Annotated in this window: 20 protein-coding genes; 12 read left to right on the top strand and 8 right to left on the bottom strand. The window is 68.9% G+C overall.

Translation table 11 applies throughout. From position 1 onward, the window contains the following. The first annotated feature begins 1 nt into the window (after position 1). From mlaE to ACAM26_RS04995, 10 genes are all read left to right on the top strand, one after another. Positions 2-784 (top strand): lipid asymmetry maintenance ABC transporter permease subunit MlaE, encoded by a 783-nt coding sequence (mlaE, locus tag ACAM26_RS04950; RefSeq protein WP_005224479.1) that lies wholly within the window; start codon positions 2-4, stop codon positions 782-784. A 4-nt stretch (positions 785-788) separates the two neighbouring features. Further along, a complete protein-coding gene (gene mlaD / locus ACAM26_RS04955; RefSeq protein ID WP_234524881.1) occupies positions 789-1,256 on the top strand; it encodes an outer membrane lipid asymmetry maintenance protein MlaD in 468 nt (155 codons plus the stop codon). Beyond that, positions 1,256-1,876, top strand: a complete 621-nt coding sequence (locus tag ACAM26_RS04960; protein ID WP_123139528.1) for a phospholipid-binding protein MlaC — start codon at positions 1,256-1,258, stop codon at positions 1,874-1,876. The genes mlaD and ACAM26_RS04960 overlap by 1 nt, the downstream gene beginning before the upstream one ends. Continuing rightward, on the top strand, positions 1,873-2,199 hold the full coding sequence (locus tag ACAM26_RS04965) for a lipid asymmetry maintenance protein MlaB (protein ID WP_123139527.1): 327 nt from the start codon (positions 1,873-1,875) through the stop codon (positions 2,197-2,199). Before ACAM26_RS04960 ends, ACAM26_RS04965 begins: the two co-directional genes overlap by 4 nt. Positions 2,200-2,326: 127 nt before the next feature. Then, complete coding sequence (gene murA / locus ACAM26_RS04970; RefSeq protein ID WP_123139526.1) at positions 2,327-3,589, top strand: UDP-N-acetylglucosamine 1-carboxyvinyltransferase; 1,263 nt, start codon at positions 2,327-2,329, stop codon at positions 3,587-3,589. A gap of 12 nt (positions 3,590-3,601) precedes the next feature. Continuing rightward, the gene (hisG, locus tag ACAM26_RS04975) at positions 3,602-4,252 is read left to right on the top strand and encodes an ATP phosphoribosyltransferase (RefSeq protein ID WP_123139525.1); all 651 of its coding nucleotides are present in this window, start codon (positions 3,602-3,604) and stop codon (positions 4,250-4,252) included. Positions 4,253-4,292: 40 nt separating this feature from the next. Then, positions 4,293-5,603, top strand: coding sequence for a histidinol dehydrogenase (gene hisD, locus ACAM26_RS04980; protein WP_369613211.1), 1,311 nt, complete (start codon positions 4,293-4,295; stop codon positions 5,601-5,603). Between the two features lie 16 nt (positions 5,604-5,619). After that, complete coding sequence (hisC, locus tag ACAM26_RS04985; protein WP_369613212.1) at positions 5,620-6,705, top strand: histidinol-phosphate transaminase; 1,086 nt, start codon at positions 5,620-5,622, stop codon at positions 6,703-6,705. Beyond that, positions 6,690-7,205, top strand: coding sequence for a CIA30 family protein (locus tag ACAM26_RS04990; protein WP_123139522.1), 516 nt, complete (start codon positions 6,690-6,692; stop codon positions 7,203-7,205). Before hisC ends, ACAM26_RS04990 begins: the two co-directional genes overlap by 16 nt. 7 nt (positions 7,206-7,212) lie before the next feature. Beyond that, a complete protein-coding gene (locus ACAM26_RS04995) occupies positions 7,213-7,632 on the top strand; it encodes a YqaA family protein (RefSeq protein WP_123142528.1) in 420 nt (139 codons plus the stop codon). 9 nt (positions 7,633-7,641) lie between these two features. Here the strand turns inward: ACAM26_RS04995 and ACAM26_RS05000 are convergent, their stop codons facing one another. From ACAM26_RS05000 to ACAM26_RS05025, 6 genes are all read right to left on the bottom strand, one after another. After that, positions 7,642-7,950: an AzlD domain-containing protein gene (locus ACAM26_RS05000; RefSeq protein ID WP_123139520.1), complete on the bottom strand. Its 309-nt coding sequence runs from the start codon at positions 7,948-7,950 to the stop codon at positions 7,642-7,644. Then, the gene (locus ACAM26_RS05005; RefSeq protein WP_369613213.1) at positions 7,947-8,642 is read right to left on the bottom strand and encodes an AzlC family ABC transporter permease; all 696 of its coding nucleotides are present in this window, start codon (positions 8,640-8,642) and stop codon (positions 7,947-7,949) included. Before ACAM26_RS05005 ends, ACAM26_RS05000 begins: the two co-directional genes overlap by 4 nt. A 33-nt stretch (positions 8,643-8,675) precedes the next feature. Further along, positions 8,676-9,539: an AraC family ligand binding domain-containing protein gene (locus tag ACAM26_RS05010; RefSeq protein WP_369613214.1), complete on the bottom strand. Its 864-nt coding sequence runs from the start codon at positions 9,537-9,539 to the stop codon at positions 8,676-8,678. A gap of 666 nt (positions 9,540-10,205) precedes the next feature. Beyond that, a complete protein-coding gene (locus ACAM26_RS05015; RefSeq protein WP_132228997.1) occupies positions 10,206-10,448 on the bottom strand; it encodes a hypothetical protein in 243 nt (80 codons plus the stop codon). Between the two features lie 55 nt (positions 10,449-10,503). Further along, the gene (gene feoB, locus ACAM26_RS05020; RefSeq protein ID WP_369613215.1) at positions 10,504-13,023 is read right to left on the bottom strand and encodes a ferrous iron transport protein B; all 2,520 of its coding nucleotides are present in this window, start codon (positions 13,021-13,023) and stop codon (positions 10,504-10,506) included. Next, positions 13,016-13,270: a FeoA domain-containing protein gene (locus tag ACAM26_RS05025; RefSeq protein WP_132229001.1), complete on the bottom strand. Its 255-nt coding sequence runs from the start codon at positions 13,268-13,270 to the stop codon at positions 13,016-13,018. Before ACAM26_RS05025 ends, feoB begins: the two co-directional genes overlap by 8 nt. Before the next feature lie 182 nt (positions 13,271-13,452). Between ACAM26_RS05025 and ACAM26_RS05030 the strand changes: the two genes are divergently transcribed. Together ACAM26_RS05030 and ACAM26_RS05035 are read left to right on the top strand one after the other, a co-directional pair. Next, a complete protein-coding gene (locus ACAM26_RS05030; RefSeq protein ID WP_123139514.1) occupies positions 13,453-13,770 on the top strand; it encodes a hypothetical protein in 318 nt (105 codons plus the stop codon). A gap of 56 nt (positions 13,771-13,826) precedes the next feature. After that, positions 13,827-14,891 carry a DUF4198 domain-containing protein gene (locus ACAM26_RS05035; RefSeq protein WP_369613216.1) on the top strand — a complete coding sequence of 355 codons (1,065 nt, stop codon included), beginning with the start codon at positions 13,827-13,829 and terminating at the stop codon, positions 14,889-14,891. A 249-nt stretch (positions 14,892-15,140) separates the two neighbouring features. Here ACAM26_RS05035 and rho read toward each other — a convergent pair whose 3' ends face one another. Both rho and trxA read right to left on the bottom strand, forming a co-directional pair. Then, on the bottom strand, positions 15,141-16,397 hold the full coding sequence (gene rho / locus ACAM26_RS05040; protein WP_369613217.1) for a transcription termination factor Rho: 1,257 nt from the start codon (positions 16,395-16,397) through the stop codon (positions 15,141-15,143). 196 nt (positions 16,398-16,593) lie between these two features. Continuing rightward, positions 16,594-16,920: a thioredoxin TrxA gene (gene trxA / locus ACAM26_RS05045; protein WP_062273231.1), complete on the bottom strand. Its 327-nt coding sequence runs from the start codon at positions 16,918-16,920 to the stop codon at positions 16,594-16,596. Positions 16,921-16,977: the final 57 nt, after the last annotated feature.

Here is a 16,977-nt window from a genome sequence, read left to right on the forward strand (position 1 = left end):
GATGTTGTTCGATCCCCTGGCGCGACTCGGTCGCGGTGGGCTCGATGCCCTGGCGCGCTTCGGACGCGCCCATCGGCTGCTGCTGGCGATGGTGCTCGGCATCGGTGAGGTGCTGCGCCGGCCGCGGCTGCTGATCGCGCAGGTCTACAACGTCGGCGTGCTCTCGATGCTGATCGTCGGCGTCTCCGGGTTGTTCGTCGGCATGGTGCTGGCGCTGCAGGGCTACTATGTGCTGGCTCGCTTCGGCGCCGCCGAGAGCCTGGGGCTGATGGTCGCCGCCTCGCTGGTGCGTGAGCTCGGCCCGGTGGTCACGGCGCTGTTGGTGGCCGGTCGCGCGGGCTCGGCGCTGACCGCCGAGATCGGCCTGATGAAGGCCACCGAGCAGCTCGCCGGGCTGGAGTTGATGGCCGTCGATCCGGTGCGCCGGATCCTGGTGCCGCGGTTGTTCGGCGGGGTGTTGGCGATGCCGCTGCTGGCGGCGGTGTTCAGTGCCGTCGGCGTGATCGGCGGCTATTTCGTCGGCATCGGGCTGCTTGGCGTCGACGCCGGCGCCTTCTGGAGCCAGATGCAGTCGGCGGTCGATTTTCGCGAGGACGTGGTCAACGGTGTCATCAAGTCGCTGGTGTTCGGCGTGGTGGTGACCTGGATCGCGCTGTTCCAGGGCTATGACTGCAGCCCGACCTCCGAGGGCGTGAGCCGCGCGACCACCCGTACCGTGGTGCATGGCGCGCTGGCCGTGCTCGGGCTCGATTTCGTGCTCACCGCGTTGATGTTCGGAGGCTGATGAGATGGCAAGACAACGCAACATCGAGATCCTGGTCGGGGCCTTCATGGTCGCCGGCTTCGTCGCCCTGTTCTTCCTCGCGATGCAGGTCAGCAACCTCAATCTCGCCGGGGTCGACGAGGGTTATCGGCTCACCGCACGCTTTGCCAACGTCGGCAGCCTCAAGGCGCGTGCGCCGGTGAGCATGGCCGGGGTTCGGGTCGGGCGCGTGGAAGCGGTGGACTTCGATCCCCGCACCTTCGAGGCGGTGGTGACGCTGCGCATCGACTCGGCGGTCGACAACCTGCCGATGGACACCTTCGCCAACGTCTTCACCTCCGGACTGCTCGGCGAGCAGTACGTCGCACTCGAGCCCGGCGGCAGCCCCGACGTGCTGCGCGACGGTGACGAGATCATGCAGACCCAGTCGGCGATGATCCTCGAGCAGATGATCGGACAATTCTTATTCAGTAAGGCAAGCGGAGACGGCTGATGTTGCGGCAACGTCATTTTCTATTGCTGGTGACCCTGGTGCTGGCGAGCCTCGGCAGTGGTCTGGCGAGCGCGGCCCAGGAGTCGGCCACCGCCCTGGTCGAGCGCACCACCATGCGCATGCTCGACACCCTCGAGCAGCGCCGCGCCGAGATCGAGCGCGATCCGAGCCTGATCTATGGTCTGCTCGAGGACCAGGTCGCGCCTCACTTCGACTTCGTGCGCATCACCCAGGGCGCGGTCGGTCGCTATTGGCGCGAGGCCAGTCAGGCGCAGCGCCAGCGTCTGGTCGACAGCTTCAAGCAGGTGCTGATCCGCACCTATGCGCGCTCGCTGCTGAGCTATTCGGGCGAGGAGATCCGCTATCTGCCGGTGCGCCCGAGTTCGCGCCCGAACATGGTGACCGTCGCCACCGAGGTTCAGCAGTCGGGCGGTTCGCCGATCCCGGTCGACTACCGCATGTACGACGGTGGTTCCGGCTGGAAGGTCTATGACGTGGTGATCAGCAATGCCAGCCTGGTCGGCAACTATCGCAGCGACTTCGCCACCGAGATCCAGCGCTCCGGGATCGACGGTCTGATCGCCCGGCTCGAGGACATGAACCTCAAGGGGCGCGAATGAGCGCCACCCGCCTGAGCGAGACCGCGCCGGGTCGCTGGCGTCTCGACGGCGTACTCGATCTCGCCACGGTTACCCGGCTGGCGGTCGAGGGCGAGGCGTTGCTGCGCGCGCCCACGACCGTCGAGATCGACTTGGCCGGCGTCAGCGCCGCCAACAGCGCCGGTCTGGCGCTGCTGCTCGAATGGCTCGACCTCGCCCGGGCGCGCGGTGTCGCGCTGAGCTATGCCAATCTTCCCGATTCGCTGCGGCGGATCGCGGCCTTTTCGAACATCCTGGAGTTGTTGCCGGTATCGACCACCCCGGCAGCGGCGCGATCGAGCTGACAGGGAGCCTGTGGTGGATGCTGGAGTGATGCTCGAGCCTGGGCCGGCGGCGGCGTGTCCGTCGCAATCGAAACAGAGCGAGGGAGCGGGCGCGAGCGCCTTCGTCCCTCAGGGGTTCGCCGAGACCATGGACAAGCTGCTGATTAACGGTGGGACCAGGCTCGATGGCGTGGTCGAGGCCTCGGGGGCGAAGAACGCGGCGCTGCCGATCCTCGCCGCCACCCTGCTGGCCGACGCGCCGGTGACCCTGACCAATATCCCGCGCCTGCGCGATATCGCCACCACCCTGGAGCTGCTCGGGCGGATGGGTGCGGCGCTGCGCCGCGAGGGTGATCGGGTCGAGGTCGAGCCGCGCACGCTGCACGACTTCGCCGCGCCCTACGAGCTGGTCAAGACCATGCGCGCCTCGATCCTGGTGCTCGGGCCGCTGCTCGCGCGCTATGGTCGTGCCGATGTCTCCCTGCCCGGGGGCTGCGCCATCGGCGCCCGCCCGGTCAACCTGCACATCGAGGGGCTGCGCGCGATGGGCGCCGAGATCACCGTCGAGGGCGGCTATATTCGCGCCCGCGCGCGCCGTCTGCGCGGGGCGCGGCTGGTGATGGAGATGGTCTCGGTCACCGGCACCGAGAACCTGATGATGGCCGCCGTCCTGGCCGAGGGCGAGACGGTGATCGAGAACGCCGCGCGCGAGCCCGAGGTGGCCGACCTCGGCGCCTTCCTCAATACCCTGGGGGCGCGCGTCGAGGGCGCCGGTAGCGATCGCATCCGCATCCAGGGTGTCGAGCGGCTCGGCGGCGGCAGCCATCGGGTGATGCCCGATCGCATCGAGACCGGCACCTTCCTGGTCGCCGCCGCCATGACCGGCGGGCGGGTGCGGGTCGAGCGGACCTGTCCCGAGGCGCTCGACGCGGTGGTACAGAAGCTGCGCGAGGCCGGCGCCGAGGTCGCGACCGGCGAGGATTGGATCGCCCTCGACATGCACGGTCGGCGCCCGCGCGCGGTCGACATCCACACCGCGCCGCACCCCGGTTTCCCGACCGACATGCAGGCCCAGTTCTGCGCCCTCAACAGCATCGCCGAGGGCGTCGGCACGGTCACCGAGACCATCTTCGAGAACCGCTTCATGCACGTCCCCGAGCTCGAGCGGATGGGCGCCGAGATCCGGATCGAGGGCAATACCGCCATCTGTCGCGGGGTCGGACGACTGACCGCCGCGCCGGTGATGGCCACCGATCTGCGCGCCTCGGCCGGTCTGGTGCTGGCCGGTCTGGTGGCCGAGGGCGAGACCCTGGTCGATCGCCTCTACCACCTCGATCGCGGGTATGACAACATCGAAGCAAAGCTGCACGCCCTGGGCGCCGATCTGCGGCGGACCTCGGGCGCGGACTAGGATCGCGACACCATGACAGCGAACACCCCCCTGACCATCGCCCTGTCCAAGGGCCGTATCTTCGAGCAGACCCTGCCGCTGCTGGCCCATGCCGGGATCCATCCGCTGGATGATCCGGAGCGCAGCCGCAAGCTGATCCTCGAGACCACGGACGCGCGGGTGAAGTTCGTCATCATCCGCGCCAGTGACGTCCCCACCTATGTCCAGTACGGCGCCGCCGATCTCGGCGTCGCCGGCAAGGACGTGCTGCTCGAGCACGGCGGCGAGGGGCTCTACGAGCCACTCGACCTGCGCATCGCCCGCTGCCGGCTGATGGTCGCCGGGCTGCCCGACAGCACGCCGCCGACCAACCGGCGCATGCGCATTGCCACCAAGTATGTGCGCAGCGCCGAGCGCTATTACGCCGCCAAGGGCGAGCAGGTCGATATCATCAAGCTTTACGGTTCGATGGAGCTGGCCCCGCTGGTCGGGTTGGCCGATCGTATCGTCGACCTCGTCGAGAGCGGCAACACGCTCAAGGCCAATGGCCTGGTGCCGCTCGAGCACATCAGCGACATCAGCTCGCGGCTGGTGGTCAACAAGGCCGCCTGGAAGATGAAGCATGCCGCGGTCAATGGGCTGCTCGAGAGCCTGCGCGAGGCGCTGGCAAGCAACCAGAATTGAATGCTATGGGGTCCGTGGCGACGGACCGGGAGTGACATCCGTGACCGAGATCCAACGTCTTGACACCACCGACGCCGACTACCAGGAGCGGCTCGACGGCCTTCTGGCCTGGGAGTCGGTCTCCGACGATCGCGTCCAGCAGACGGTCGCCGAGATCATCCGCGAGGTGCGCGCGCGCGGCGACGCGGCGCTGATCGACTACACCGCCCGCTTCGATCGCTGGTCGCCGGCCAGTGCCGCCGACCTGGAGATCCCGCGTGCGCGTCTGGCCACCGCCTGGGAGCGCATCCCCGCGGCGCAGCGCGAGGCGCTGGAGCAGGCCGCCGCGCGCATCCGTGCCTATGCCGAGCACCAGTGCGTCGAGTCCTGGAGCTTCGAGGAGGCCGACGGCACCCTGCTCGGTCAGCAGGTCACGCCGCTCGATCGCGCCGGGCTCTACGTCCCCGGCGGCAAGGCGGCCTATCCCTCCTCGGTGCTGATGAACGCCATCCCGGCCAAGGTCGCCGGGGTCGCCGAGCTGATCATGGTGGTGCCGACCCCGGATGGCGAACTCAACGAGCTGGTGCTCGCCGCCGCGCACGTCGCCGGGGTCGATCGCGCCTTCGCCATCGGTGGCGCCCAGGCGGTGGCCGCGCTCGCCTACGGTACCGACTCGGTGCCGCCGGTCGACAAGGTCGTCGGTCCCGGCAACATCTATGTCGCCACCGCCAAGCGCGCGGTGTTCGGCCAGGTCGGCATCGACATGGTCGCCGGTCCCTCCGAGATCCTGGTGGTGTGCGACGGCCAGACCGATCCCGACTGGATCGCCATGGACCTCTTCTCCCAGGCCGAGCACGATCAGGACGCGCAGTCGATCCTGGTGAGCTGGGACCACGATTTCCTCGACCGGGTGGCGGCGAGCATCGATCGTCTGCTGCCGACCATGGAGCGCGCCGAGATCATCGCCACCGCGCTGCGCGCCCGTGGCGCGCTGATCGCCGCGTGCGACCTCGACGACGCCATCGCGGTGGCCAACCAGATCGCCCCCGAGCACCTCGAGCTGTCGCTGGCCGATCCGCAGGCGGTGGTCGGGCGCATCCGTCACGCCGGCGCCATCTTCATGGGTCGCTATACCGCCGAGGCCCTGGGTGACTACTGCGCCGGCCCCAACCACGTGCTGCCGACCTCGCGCACCGCGCGCTTCTCTTCGCCGCTGGGGGTCTACGACTTCCAGAAGCGCTCGAGCCTGATCATGGCCTCGGCGGCCGGTGCCGCCACGCTCTCGCGCACCGCCTCGGTGTTGGCGCGGGGCGAGGGTCTGACCGCGCACGCGCGCTCGGCCGAGTATCGCGGCGAGGACGCCGCCGAATAGCCTCTGGTGGCGTGACATGACCACGGTGATCGATGCGTTGGTCCGCCCCGAGATCCAGGCCATACCGGCCTACCGGGTCGCGGCGGCGGACGGGATGATCAAGCTCGACGCGATGGAAAACCCCTACGGCTGGCCCGATGAGTTGAAGGCGGAATGGCTCGAGACCCTGCGCGGGCTCGATCTCAACCGCTACCCCGACCCCAATGGCGAGGCGCTGCACACGGCGCTGCGCGAGACCATGGGGATCGGCCCCGAGTTCGAGCTGTTGCTCGGCAACGGCTCGGACGAACTCATCCAGATGCTGGCGATGACCGTCGGCGGCCCCGGACGGCGGCTGCTGTCGCTCGATCCGGGGTTCGTGATGTATCGCCAGATCGCCCAGTGCGCGGGCATGGAGTACGTCGGCGTGCCGCTGCGCGCCGACTTCGCCATCGACCTGCCGGCGGTGCTCGCGGCGATCGAGCGCGAGCGTCCGGCGTTGATCTTCCTCGCCTATCCCAACAACCCCACCGGCAACCGCTTCGACTCCGAGGACATGGTACGCATCATCGAGGCCGCCCCCGGCCTGGTGGTGGTCGACGAGGCCTATGCGCCCTTCACCGACACCAGCTTCCTCGGTCTGCTCGGCGACTGGCCCAACCTGCTGGTGATGCGCACCGTCTCGAAGATGGGGCTGGCGGGGCTGCGTCTGGGCTATCTGGTGGGGCCGCGTGACTGGCTGGCGCAGATCGACAAGACCCGGCTGCCCTACAACATCAACGTCCTCACCCAGGTCTCGGCGGTGTTCGCGCTGCGTCACAAGGCGCTGTTCGACGCCCAGACCCGGGCGATCCGTGAGGAGCGCGCGCGGCTGTTCGCGGCGCTCGCCGCGCTCGACGGTCTGCACCCCTATCCGAGCGAGGCCAACTTCATCCTCGTGCGTACCCCCAGGGGGCGCGCCGGTGGTCTGTTCTCGGCGCTGTGCGAGCGCGGCGTGCTGGTGAAGAACCTCGACGGCAGCGACCCGGCCCTCGCCGATTGTCTGCGCATCACCGTCGGCACCCCGGAGGAGAACGCGGTGCTCGTCGATGCGCTGCGGGCGGCCTTGTGCGCGAGCGGCTGATCGACGATTTCGGCGCCGCCGATGGCCGCTCGTGCCTCGGCACCCGCTGGCGGCTGGTCGCCGATCAGGTGATGGGCGGGCGCTCGCAGGGCGCGCACTGGTACGGCGAGGAGGACGGTCGGCGGGTGCTGTGCATGCGCGGCGCGGTGAGCCTGGCCGAGGGTGGCGGATTCCTCCAGCTGTTGCTGCCGCTCGCCGAGTCGGGGACCTTCGATGCCGGTGACTTCACCGGGCTGTGGCTGCGGGTGCGCGGCAACGGCGAGGATTACAACCTCCATCTCAAGAGCGACGCGCTGCACCACCCCTGGCAGTCCTATCGTGCGGGGTTCACCGCGACCCCGGCGTGGCGCACCTGCCATCTGCCCTTCGCCGCGTTCAGGCCGCACCGTGTCGATCGCCCGCTCGACCCGCGTCGGCTGACCCGGCTGGGTGTGGTCGCCATCGGTCGCGCCTTCGAGGCTGAACTCTGTCTCGACGCCATCGGGCTCTATCGCGACTGATCCTGTCGTGATCGGTGGCTATCTGCTGCTCTTCGTCTCGGCCTTTCTCGCCGCGACCCTGCTGCCGGCCTCCTCCGAGGTCGCCCTCTACGCGCTGTTACAGGCCGGGGCCACGCCTTGGCTGCTGCTCCTCGTCGCCACCCTCGGCAACACCCTGGGGTCGTTGCTCAACTGGTGGCTGGGGCGGGCGCTGTTGCGCTTCCAGGATCGGCGCTGGTTCCACTTCACCCCGGCGCAGATCGCCGCCGCGCAGACACGCTTCGCCCGCTACGGGGTGTGGACCCTGTTGTTCGCCTGGGCGCCGCTGATCGGTGACGCCCTGACCCTGGTCGCCGGGGTGATGCGGGTACCGCTGCGGCTGTTCCTGCCGCTGGTCGCCCTCGGCAAGGGTGCGCGCTATGCGCTGATCCTGTGGCTGGCGAGCTGAGCGCTGCCGCTACCACAGCCGCAACAGGAAATAGAGCGTCATGCTCAGGGTGACGGTGAGCAGTACGCGGTGGGTGCGCCAGGCGAGCAGCGCGGCCAGGGTGGCGGCGGCGAGCTCGGGGAGGGCGAGGGCGAACCGGCCGGGCTCGCCGTGGATGAACACCACCGGGCCCCAGATCGCGGTGAGCACCGCCGGGCCGGCATAGCGCAGCATGCCGCGCAGATGGCGGTTGAGCCGCAGCGGCAGCGCCGGTTCGAGGAACAGATAGCGGCTGGCGAAGATCACCAGGGTGAGGGCGAGCAGATCGAACAGGCTCATGGCGCCACCTGCTCGGTGACATAGCCCGCGCCCATCCCCGCCAGCGCGGCGAGCACCAGTCCGCCGGGGATCCCCAGATGGGCGGCGAGCACCGCCACCACCAGTGCGCTCAGCGCCGCGACCCGCAGCGGCCGGTCGACCAGGTTGGGGACGACGATGGCGATGAAGGTCGCCGCCACCGCGAACTCCAGCCCCAGCCCTTCGATCCCGGGCAGGGTCTCGCCCATCACCACCCCGACCAGGGTCGCCAGATTCCACACCAGATAGAAGACCAGTCCGGCGCCGAGCATGTACCAGCGGTCGAAGGCGGGGGTGTCGTGACGGGTGCAGACGGCAAACAGCTCGTCGGTGAGGAGAAAGCCCAGCGGCAGTCGCCAGCGCAGCGGCAGCGTGCCGACCCGGTCGCGCAGGCTGAGACCGTAGAGCAGGTGACGGGCGGTGATGAAGGCGGTGGCCAGCAACATGGCGGCGAGCGAGGCGCCGTCCTGGGCCATGCCGATCACCACCAGCTGGACCGCGCCGGCGAACAGGATCATCGACAGTGCCTGACCCTCGAGCGGCGAGAGCCCGCTGCCGACGGCATAGGAGCCGGCGAGCAGTCCCCAGGGGACGACCGCCAGACAGAGTGGTGCGATCGCCACCGCGCCGCGCGCGAGACGTCTGCCGGGGTGAGGGAGCGGTGCTGCGTTCATGCGGTTTCTAGTGCTGTTGTGGAGCGTTCGAGCCTAGCGCTCGCGGGGGCGCGGCGTCTTGTACGTTCTTGCGCGGTACTGGGCGAGATATTGCCCCGGGGTGATGCCGCGGGCGCGCTTGAAGTGACGGTGCAGATGGCTCTGGTCGTGGAAGCCGGCGGCGCAGGCCGCCGCGCCGATCGTCGCGCCTTGGCGCAGCAACGCGGCGGCCCGTCTGAGCCGGGCCTGGACCTGATAGGCGTGCGGAGGCAGGCCGTAGCGACGATGGAAGGCGCGCACCAGATGTGCCGGGCTGCAGCCGGCGAGTCGCGCCAGCGCGGCGAGCGGGATCTCCTCCTCGGCGGCCTGTTCGAGCCGGTCGCGGACCAGCGCGAGACGGGGGTTGGCGCCCGGCTCGCCGGGTGCGGCGTGCATCCCGGCGTGATCGCGCATCAGTCGTGCGAGGGTGTCGTGGAGCGCGGTGTCGCGCGCGAGCCGGCTCGCGGGTCGATCGAGCAGGGTGAAGAGTGTGCGCAGACGGTGCGCCAGGGCCGGGTCGTGCACCACCGGCGAGCGGAACCAGGGGGCGCGACGACCGGGCTGGCCGAGTACGCGCCAGACCTGCTCGAACTGCTCGGGGGTGGGGTAGAGCGCGCGATAGGCCCAGCCGCCGCTGCTCGCGGCCTGTCCGGTGTGGATGGTGTCGGCGTTGACGAGGATGAGGCTGTCGGTCGGGGCGAGATGGTTGGCGCCGGCGTTGAAGAAGCCCTGGGTGCCGCGCTCGATCAGCGCGATGCTGTAGCCGGCATGGGCATGGCGCGAGAAGCGTTGGTGGACATAGCGTGCGCTCAGCCACTCGAGACCGCCGAGGGCGTCGCTGACGTGGAAGCGGACGCGTTCGTGGTCTTGCAGGGACATGGGTTGCTGGTGGCAGAGCACTGCTCGTCGGGTTGCTCGGAGGGGGCGCGCGGATCCTGGCCGGTCGGTGGGGAGACGCACGGTGGGCGGCGTGTGTCGCAGTGTAGCAGCGCCGGTCGATGTCTGCGGTAGTGGGGGTCGAGTTCGCTCCAGGCGATACGGCCGTTGCGCCCGCTGGCCTTGACCCAGTCGAGGGCGTCGTCGGCGCGCTTGACGATCTCCTGAGGGGCGCGCGGTGGTGCGAACTGGGTCTGCGCCTGACACTCGCCGACACACGGTGTCACCGATGCTGTCGATGACCCTGAGGCGGGTGTCGCCATCGAGCCCGATCGGGTCGCGGTGCAGGCGTTCGCGCAGTCGCGCCAGCCGCGCGCGGGCCTGCTCGGGGGAGATGCGGTGGAGGATCTGCGCGAACTCCTCGCCGCCGATCCGCGCCAGCACATCGCAGTCGCGGCTCGCGGCGCGGCGGATCCCGGCGAGCTGCGCGAGCATCCGGTCGTGGCCGCCGACGGGACGCAGGACGTCCGTCGGCGGCCGGATTGCCCGGCAGGGCGACGACCTGAGCGCGTGGGACGCGGGCGAGGTCGCGATCGATGGTGCGGCGGCCATCGTGGTGGATGAGGCCGGGGCCCTCGCTGGCGGTGTCGCTCATCCGTGGGAGGGCGCTCAGCGACGGCCCTGGCCGATGCGCGGTGGTATCACCCGGGGCGGCGCGGCGGTGGCGCAGCCGCCACCCTTGCCCTTGCCCGAGCAGCCGCCGCAGCGACCGCGGTTGGCCCACAGGGTGCGGTAGAGATAGTAGAGCGCGGCGCCGAGCGCGATCAGCGGGATGAGGATGTCGGCCCAGCCGAGCGCATTGCCGGCGGCGACCACCGTCGCGGCGCTGCTGTCGGTTGCGGTCTCTTGCATGCGGTGCTCCGTGGTCTGTGAATGGGGGCGGCCGGGGCGCGGCCCCGGCCCCCGGTCAGCCGTGTTCGGGTGCGGTGGTCAGGGCGACGGGGCGTCTCCGGCCCGGCCCGGTGAACAACCCGAGCAGCAACAGCAGCGCGAGTGCGCCGAAGTAGGTCCAGCTCATCATCTCGATCCCCGAGGAGCCGGTGGCGACGCCGATGCTGTAGACCGCGCTGGCCACACCGAGCCCGAGCAGGGTGGGGAAGACGATCGAGAACAGCATCCACTTGTAGGAGCCGGTCTGGACCTTGACCATCACCGTGGTGGCGAGACAGGGCGGGTAGAGCGCGAAGAACAGGATCACCGCCACCGCGGTGAGTGCGGTGGCGCCGCCGGCGCGGGTCTCCTCGCCCATGCGTTGCTCGAGCGTGGCGTTCTGGTCCTCGTCCTGCTGGAACAGCACCCCGAGGGTGGCGACGCTGCTCTCGCGCGCGGCGAAGGAGGAGAGCAGGGCGACGTTGATCTTCCAGTCGAAGCCGGCGAACCGGGTCACCGGCTCCATGCCGCGCCCGATGATGCCGAGGATCGAGCTGGTGATGCGCTCCTCGCGCATCTCGCGGCGCAGCGACTTGCGCGCCGAGCTGAGCTTGCGCAACTCGCGACTGGCCTGACGGGCGTCGCGATCGCCCTTGGGCGGTGCGACCAGCGGGAAGTAGTCGGGGTTGCGTCGCTCGAAGCGCGCCTTGACCGCGCGTGAGCCCTCGGCCCCGGAGGCGTTGAGCTTGGCGCGCTTGTAGTCGTTGTAATAGTTGAGCAGCGGGGTGATGTGCTCGGCGGTGGCGACCCAGTCATAGGCGTTGCCCGCCATCGCCTGCTCGAAGCTGCTCACCGCCGCGCGACCGCGCTCCTCGAAGTCGGCCATGCGGGCGTCGGAGAGTCCGGGCAGGTGCAGCAGGGTGAAGACCACCACCGCCACCGCGATGACGATGGTGCCGACCTTCTTGATGTAGAGCCAGGTGCGATCGATGGCGCGGCGCAGCACGCCGCCGAGGGTCGGCAGGTGATAGGCCGGCAGCTCCATGACGAAGGGCGAGGTCTCCTCGCCGCGCAGCACGGTGCGGGTGAGCAGCTTGGCCACCAGCAGCGCGAAGATGATGGTCATGGTCGAGATGTAGAACATCATCAGCGCCTTGTGCTCGACGAAGAAGATCCCGAGCAGCAGGGTGTAGAGCGGCACCTTGGCCAGACAGTTCATGAAGGGCACGGTGAGGATGGTGGCCATCCGTGCGCGGTTGTCGGGGATGCCCTTGGTGGCCATCACCCCGGGCACCGCGCAGCCGCCGGCGAACACCCCGGCGAGGATGAAGGGCAGGGTACTCTGGCCGTGCAGCCCGAAGCGGTGCAGCACCTTGTCGAGGATGAAGGCGATGCGCGCCATGTAGCCCGAGTCCTCGAGCACCGCGATCAGCGCGAAGAGGATGAGGAAGATCGGCACATAGTTGAGCAGGGTGTTGGCCGAGTCGACCAGCCACAGCCCGAGCGCGCGGGTGTAGGGATCGACCAGGAAGCCGGCATCGGGCAGCACCCCGGCGACCAGCTCGCGCATCCCGGCGAGCAGCGGCCAGGTGTAGTTGGTCAGCTCGTAGCCCCAGACGATCGCCACCTGATAGATCAGGAACACGGTGAGCACCAGGAAGGCCGGCGCGGCGAGACGGTTGAGCACCACGCGGTCGATGCGCTCGGTGAGGGTGGTGCGTGGACGGTCCTCGCGCCGTTCGACCACGCCCGCGAGCAGTTGTCCGACGGTCTGGTCGCGACAGGCCGCGAGGTGGTCGGCGACGTCGAGTCGCGCCTGGGTCTCGAAGTCGCCGCGGCGGCGCGCCGCCTCCTGGAGCAGGGCCTCGGCCTGTGGTGCGGGCAGGCGCTCGCGCAGCTGCCGCTGCGCCTGGGCGTCGTCCTCGAGCAGCTTGAGCGCGAGCCAGCGCGCGGGCACGGCGGCCAGCTCCGGGGTGGTGGTCGCGTGCTCGACGAGTGCGCCGATCGCCGGCTCCAGCTCGCCGTAGTCGACCGCGGCGGCGGTCTTGCGGTGATCGCACGCGCGCGCGCGAATCGCCGCGCGCAGCGCCTCGCGCCCCTCGGAGCGGCGCCCGACGGTGGGGATCACCGGGACGTCGAGTCGGGCGGCGAGGCGCTGCGGGTCGATCTCCAGCCCGCGCCCGGCGGCGACGTCCATCATGTTCAGCGCCAGCACCAGCGGCAGCTCCATCTCCTGGAGCTGCAGGGTGAGGTGCAGCGAACGGCGCAGGTTGGAGCCGTCGACCACGTTGACGACGACGTCCGGGCGCTCCTGGATGAGGAAGTCGCGCGCCACCCGCTCCTCCAGCGAGAAGGAGGTCAGGCCGTAGGTGCCGGGCAGGTCGACGATGCGCACCCGGCCCTCGGTGTCGCCGTACTGGCCGTACTTCTTGTCGACCGTCACCCCGGGGTAGTTGGCGACGTGCTGGCGCGCCCCGGTGAGGGCGTTGAACAGGGTCGACTTGCCGGCGTTCTGCTGACCGGCGAGGGCGACCAGCAGGTCTCTGCGCTCAGTCATCGTCGCCGACCTCGATGGTGGCTGCCTCCTGACGGCGCAGGGTGACGTTGGTCGCCTCCAGCTTCAGTTCGATGGGGTCGTTCAGTGGCGCGCTGCGCACCAGCACCACCTCGACGTTCGGCATCAGTCCCAGGTCCATGAGGCGCTGGCGTACGGCGCCACGCGCATGGTGACGACGGATGCGTGCGCGGTGACCGGGGCGCATGTCGTTGAGGGTGCGGTGGGGGCAGTTCGGTCGGTTCGGCATGGCGGGGCCTTGAGCAGTACGAGCGGGCTGAGGGCGGAATTCTAGACTTATTGATGCTTTGGCGCAAATGATAAAGATTAGCGTTTGCGTGATTATGCCCTCTTGGGGTAAGGTCTCTCGCGCCCCGAATCGACCGGGATGCCGATCCCGGCGACGACGAAAATCGCAATCTGGAGAGTTCGATGCGCAAGATCCTGCCGCCACTGACGCTGCTCGCAGCCACCCTGGCCGCCACCCCGGCCCTGGCCCACACGCCGCTGTGCTCCTGCTACGACAACGGTGACGGCACCGTCTTCTGCGAGGGCGGCTTCTCCGACGGCTCCTCGGCCTCCGGCGTGGCGATCCGCGTGCTCGATGCCAGCGGCAGCGCCGTCATCGAGGGCGCGATGACCGAGGACAGCGAGTTCGAGTTCGACAAGCCCGATGGCGAGTACAAGGTGGTGTTCGATGCCGGTCCCGGTCACGAGATCGAGATCGACGGCGAGGACATCGTCGAGTAAGGGCCAGCCGCGCTGGCCGCAATACCCCGCTTTCTGACACCGGAACCCTAGCCACGATGATGAAGACCCCTCTCGCACTCCTCGCCTCGGCCGCCGCGCTCGGTCTCGGCACCGGCGCCGCCCAGGCGCACTTCCAGCTGCTCTACACCCCCGAGACCATGCTCGAGTCGCCGGCCGAGGTCGATCTCAAGCTGGTGTTCGGGCACCCGATGGAGAACGGCCACGCCATGGACATGGGCGAGCCGCTCGATTTCTTCGTCCAGTTCAAGGACCAGCGCATCGACCTCAAGGACGCGCTGCAGCCGATCACCTGGCAGGGCGCCCACAACCAGGCCAAGGCCTATCAGGCGACCTACAAGGTTCGGCGCAACGGTGACTATGTGTTCGCGCTGGTACCCGCGCCCTATTACGAGGGTAGCGAGGACATCTATATCCAGCAGATCACCAAGTCCTATCTGAACAAGGGCGCGATGCCCACCAACTGGAGCGAGCCGCTCGGCCTGCCCACCGAGATCGTGCCGCTGAACAAGCCCTATCAGGTGTTCGCCGGCGGCACCTTCACCGGTCAGCTGCTCGCCGAGGGCCAGCCGGTGGCCGGCGCCGAGTGCGAGATCGAGTACATCAACACCGAGATCGACATGACCGCCAACGCCTTCGGCGAGGACACCCTGGGCACGGTGCCGGCGACCGCGATCGTCGCCATCACCGATAGCGACGGGCGCTTCACCTTCGGCATCCCGACGCCCGGGGTGTGGGGCTTCGCCTGTCTCGGCAGTGGCCCGGAGAAGGCGCACGAGGGCAAGGAGCTGTCGCAGGATGCGGTGATCTGGGTCGAGGCGCGTCCCCTGGAGGTCGGTGCGCCGGTCGTCGAGGCGGGGGAGAGCGAGCAGGCCGAGGCGGGTGACGCCGAGACCTTCGATCGCGAACTGAGCCTCGAGCAGCGGCGTGATGTGCAGGCCGCGCTGCGCGGGCTCGGGGTCTACGGCGGTGGTGTCGACGGTCGCTTCGGGCCGCAGACGCGCGAGGCGCTGAAGGTCTTCCAGCGGGTGCGCGAGCTGCCCGTCAATGGTCTGGTCGATGCCGAGGTGCTCGATGTGCTGAGCCGACTCGGCGCCAACTGAGTCGTTTCGCCGGACGCGCGGGAGCGGGTTCGGCGGGCATCTCCATCGCCCCGGTTCGGCCTCGTGCCGGGCCGGGGCGATGTCTTTTCGGGATCCGTGCCCTGACGACCGTCCGTGCGGCATGTCCGGTGACGGGGCGGGGGGAGAGACGGGGGCGGTGCGGGGTGTTGCGGACGTGCGGCGATGGCGGGGCCGATGGCGCGACGGTGACGCCGCGCGCCTGGCGTGTTCGGGGCGAGCTGCGGTCGTTCAGCCCTTCATCGAGGAGAAGAACTCGTCGTTGGTCTTGGTCGCCTTGAGTTTGTCGAAGAGGAACTCCATGGCCGCCAGTTCGTCCATCGGGTGCAGGATCTTGCGCAGGATCCACATCTTCTGCAGTTCCGCCGGGCCCATCAGCAACTCCTCGCGGCGGGTGCCGGAGCGGTTGATGTTGATCGCCGGGAAGATGCGACGCTCGGCGATACGGCGATCCATGTGGATCTCCATGTTGCCGGTGCCCTTGAACTCCTCGTAGATCACGTCGTCCATGCGCGAGCCGGTGTCGACCAGCGCGGTGGCGATGATGGTGAGGCTGCCGCCTTCCTCGACGTTGCGCGCGGCGCCGAAGAAGCGCTTGGGACGCTGCAGCGCGTTGGCGTCGACGCCGCCGGTGAGCACCTTGCCCGAGGAGGGCACCACGGTGTTGTAGGCGCGCGCCAGGCGGGTGATGGAGTCGAGCAGGATGACCACGTCCTTCTTGTGCTCGACCAGACGCTTGGCCTTCTCGATCACCATCTCGGCGACCTGGACGTGACGCGTGGCCGGCTCGTCGAAGGTCGAGGAGATGACCTCGCCGCGCACCGAGCGGGCCATCTCGGTGACCTCTTCCGGACGCTCGTCGATGAGCAGCACGATCAGGTAGCAGTCGGGGTGGTTGTGACCGATCGACTGGGCGATGTTCTGCAGCATCATGGTCTTACCGGCCTTGGGCGGCGAGACGATGAGGCCGCGCTGACCCTTGCCGATGGGGGCGACCAGGTCGATGGTGCGGGCGGTGATGTCCTCGGTGCTGCCGTTGTCGACCTCGAGGGTGAGCCGCTCCTGGGCGAACAGCGGGGTGAAGTTCTCGAACAGGATCTTCGACTTGGCGTTCTCGGGGCGATCGAAGTTGATGTCCGAGACCTTGAGCAGGGCGAAGTAGCGCTCGCCGTCCTTGGGCGGACGGATCTTGCCCGAGATGGTGTCGCCGGTGCGCAGCGCGAAGCGCCGGATTTGGCTGGGCGAGACGTAGATGTCGTCGGGGCCGGCGAGATAGGAGGCGTCGGCCGAGCGCAGGAACCCGAATCCGTCCTGCAGGATCTCGAGCACGCCGTCGCCGTAGATGTCCTCGCCACGCTTGGCCTGTGCCTTGAGGATGGCGAAGATCAGGTCCTGCTTGCGAGAGCGTCCGACACCCTCGATGTCCATCGATTGGGCAAGGGCAACCAGCTCGGGTACAGGCGTCTTCTTGAGTTCGGTTAGATTCATCACGGTTATCGTTAAAGACAGAGGTCGTGGCTGGTGGGCAGCGCCCCGCGAGAAGGATCGGTGTCGCGAGAGGATGCGGCTGCAGGACAGCAGCCCACCGGAGAGGGGGCGTCCGGGCGGACGCCCCGTGGAAATTAGAAAGTCGATCGCCTCGAACGCGCGGGTGCCTCGCCGCGCGCTGGTTGGTTGCCGGGTGTCAGAGGTTGCTGTCGATGAAAGCGGTCAGCTGCGACTTGGAGACGGCGCCCACCTTGGTCGCCTCGACCTCGCCATCCTTGAACAGCATCAGCGTGGGGATGCCGCGGATGCCGTAACGGGGAGGGGTGTTGGGGTTGTCGTCGATGTTGAGCTTGGCGACCTTGAGGTCCTTGCCGTACTCGCTTGCGATCTCATCGAGGACCGGGGCAATCATCTTGCACGGACCGCACCAGTCGGCCCAGTAGTCTACGAGCACCGGCTTGGAGGATTTCAGCACCTCTTCCTCGAAGGTGTCATCGGTCACGTGGACGATGCTGTCGCTCACTGGAGTCGTCTCCCGTTGAATTCGTGTGGTGAAGGGCGTGAGAACTCGCCGTTGAGG

Source organism: Marichromatium sp. PS1 (assembly GCF_041155115.1).
GTDB lineage: Bacteria > Pseudomonadota > Gammaproteobacteria > Chromatiales > Chromatiaceae > Marichromatium > Marichromatium gracile.

What these genes read in the sequence shown, in the direction of transcription:
- mlaD (WP_234524881.1), top strand. Translation starts at nt 789, where the DNA reads ATGGCAAGACAACGCAACATCGAGATCCTGGTCGGGGCCTTCATGGTC.
- ACAM26_RS05005 (WP_369613213.1), bottom strand. Translation starts at nt 8,642, where the DNA reads ATGAACGCAGCACCGCTCCCTCACCCCGGCAGACGTCTCGCGCGCGGC.
- ACAM26_RS05030 (WP_123139514.1), top strand. Translation starts at nt 13,453, where the DNA reads ATGCGCAAGATCCTGCCGCCACTGACGCTGCTCGCAGCCACCCTGGCC.
- ACAM26_RS05000 (WP_123139520.1), bottom strand. Translation starts at nt 7,950, where the DNA reads ATGAGCCTGTTCGATCTGCTCGCCCTCACCCTGGTGATCTTCGCCAGC.
- hisC (WP_369613212.1), top strand. Translation starts at nt 5,620, where the DNA reads ATGACCACGGTGATCGATGCGTTGGTCCGCCCCGAGATCCAGGCCATA.
- ACAM26_RS05015 (WP_132228997.1), bottom strand. Translation starts at nt 10,448, where the DNA reads ATGCAAGAGACCGCAACCGACAGCAGCGCCGCGACGGTGGTCGCCGCC.
- murA (WP_123139526.1), top strand. Translation starts at nt 2,327, where the DNA reads ATGGACAAGCTGCTGATTAACGGTGGGACCAGGCTCGATGGCGTGGTC.
- ACAM26_RS04960 (WP_123139528.1), top strand. Translation starts at nt 1,256, where the DNA reads ATGTTGCGGCAACGTCATTTTCTATTGCTGGTGACCCTGGTGCTGGCG.
- ACAM26_RS05035 (WP_369613216.1), top strand. Translation starts at nt 13,827, where the DNA reads ATGATGAAGACCCCTCTCGCACTCCTCGCCTCGGCCGCCGCGCTCGGT.
- ACAM26_RS05025 (WP_132229001.1), bottom strand. Translation starts at nt 13,270, where the DNA reads ATGCCGAACCGACCGAACTGCCCCCACCGCACCCTCAACGACATGCGC.
- ACAM26_RS04965 (WP_123139527.1), top strand. Translation starts at nt 1,873, where the DNA reads ATGAGCGCCACCCGCCTGAGCGAGACCGCGCCGGGTCGCTGGCGTCTC.
- hisG (WP_123139525.1), top strand. Translation starts at nt 3,602, where the DNA reads ATGACAGCGAACACCCCCCTGACCATCGCCCTGTCCAAGGGCCGTATC.
- ACAM26_RS05010 (WP_369613214.1), bottom strand. Translation starts at nt 9,539, where the DNA reads ATGTCCCTGCAAGACCACGAACGCGTCCGCTTCCACGTCAGCGACGCC.
- feoB (WP_369613215.1), bottom strand. Translation starts at nt 13,023, where the DNA reads ATGACTGAGCGCAGAGACCTGCTGGTCGCCCTCGCCGGTCAGCAGAAC.
- mlaE (WP_005224479.1), top strand. Translation starts at nt 2, where the DNA reads ATGTTGTTCGATCCCCTGGCGCGACTCGGTCGCGGTGGGCTCGATGCC.
- rho (WP_369613217.1), bottom strand. Translation starts at nt 16,397, where the DNA reads ATGAATCTAACCGAACTCAAGAAGACGCCTGTACCCGAGCTGGTTGCC.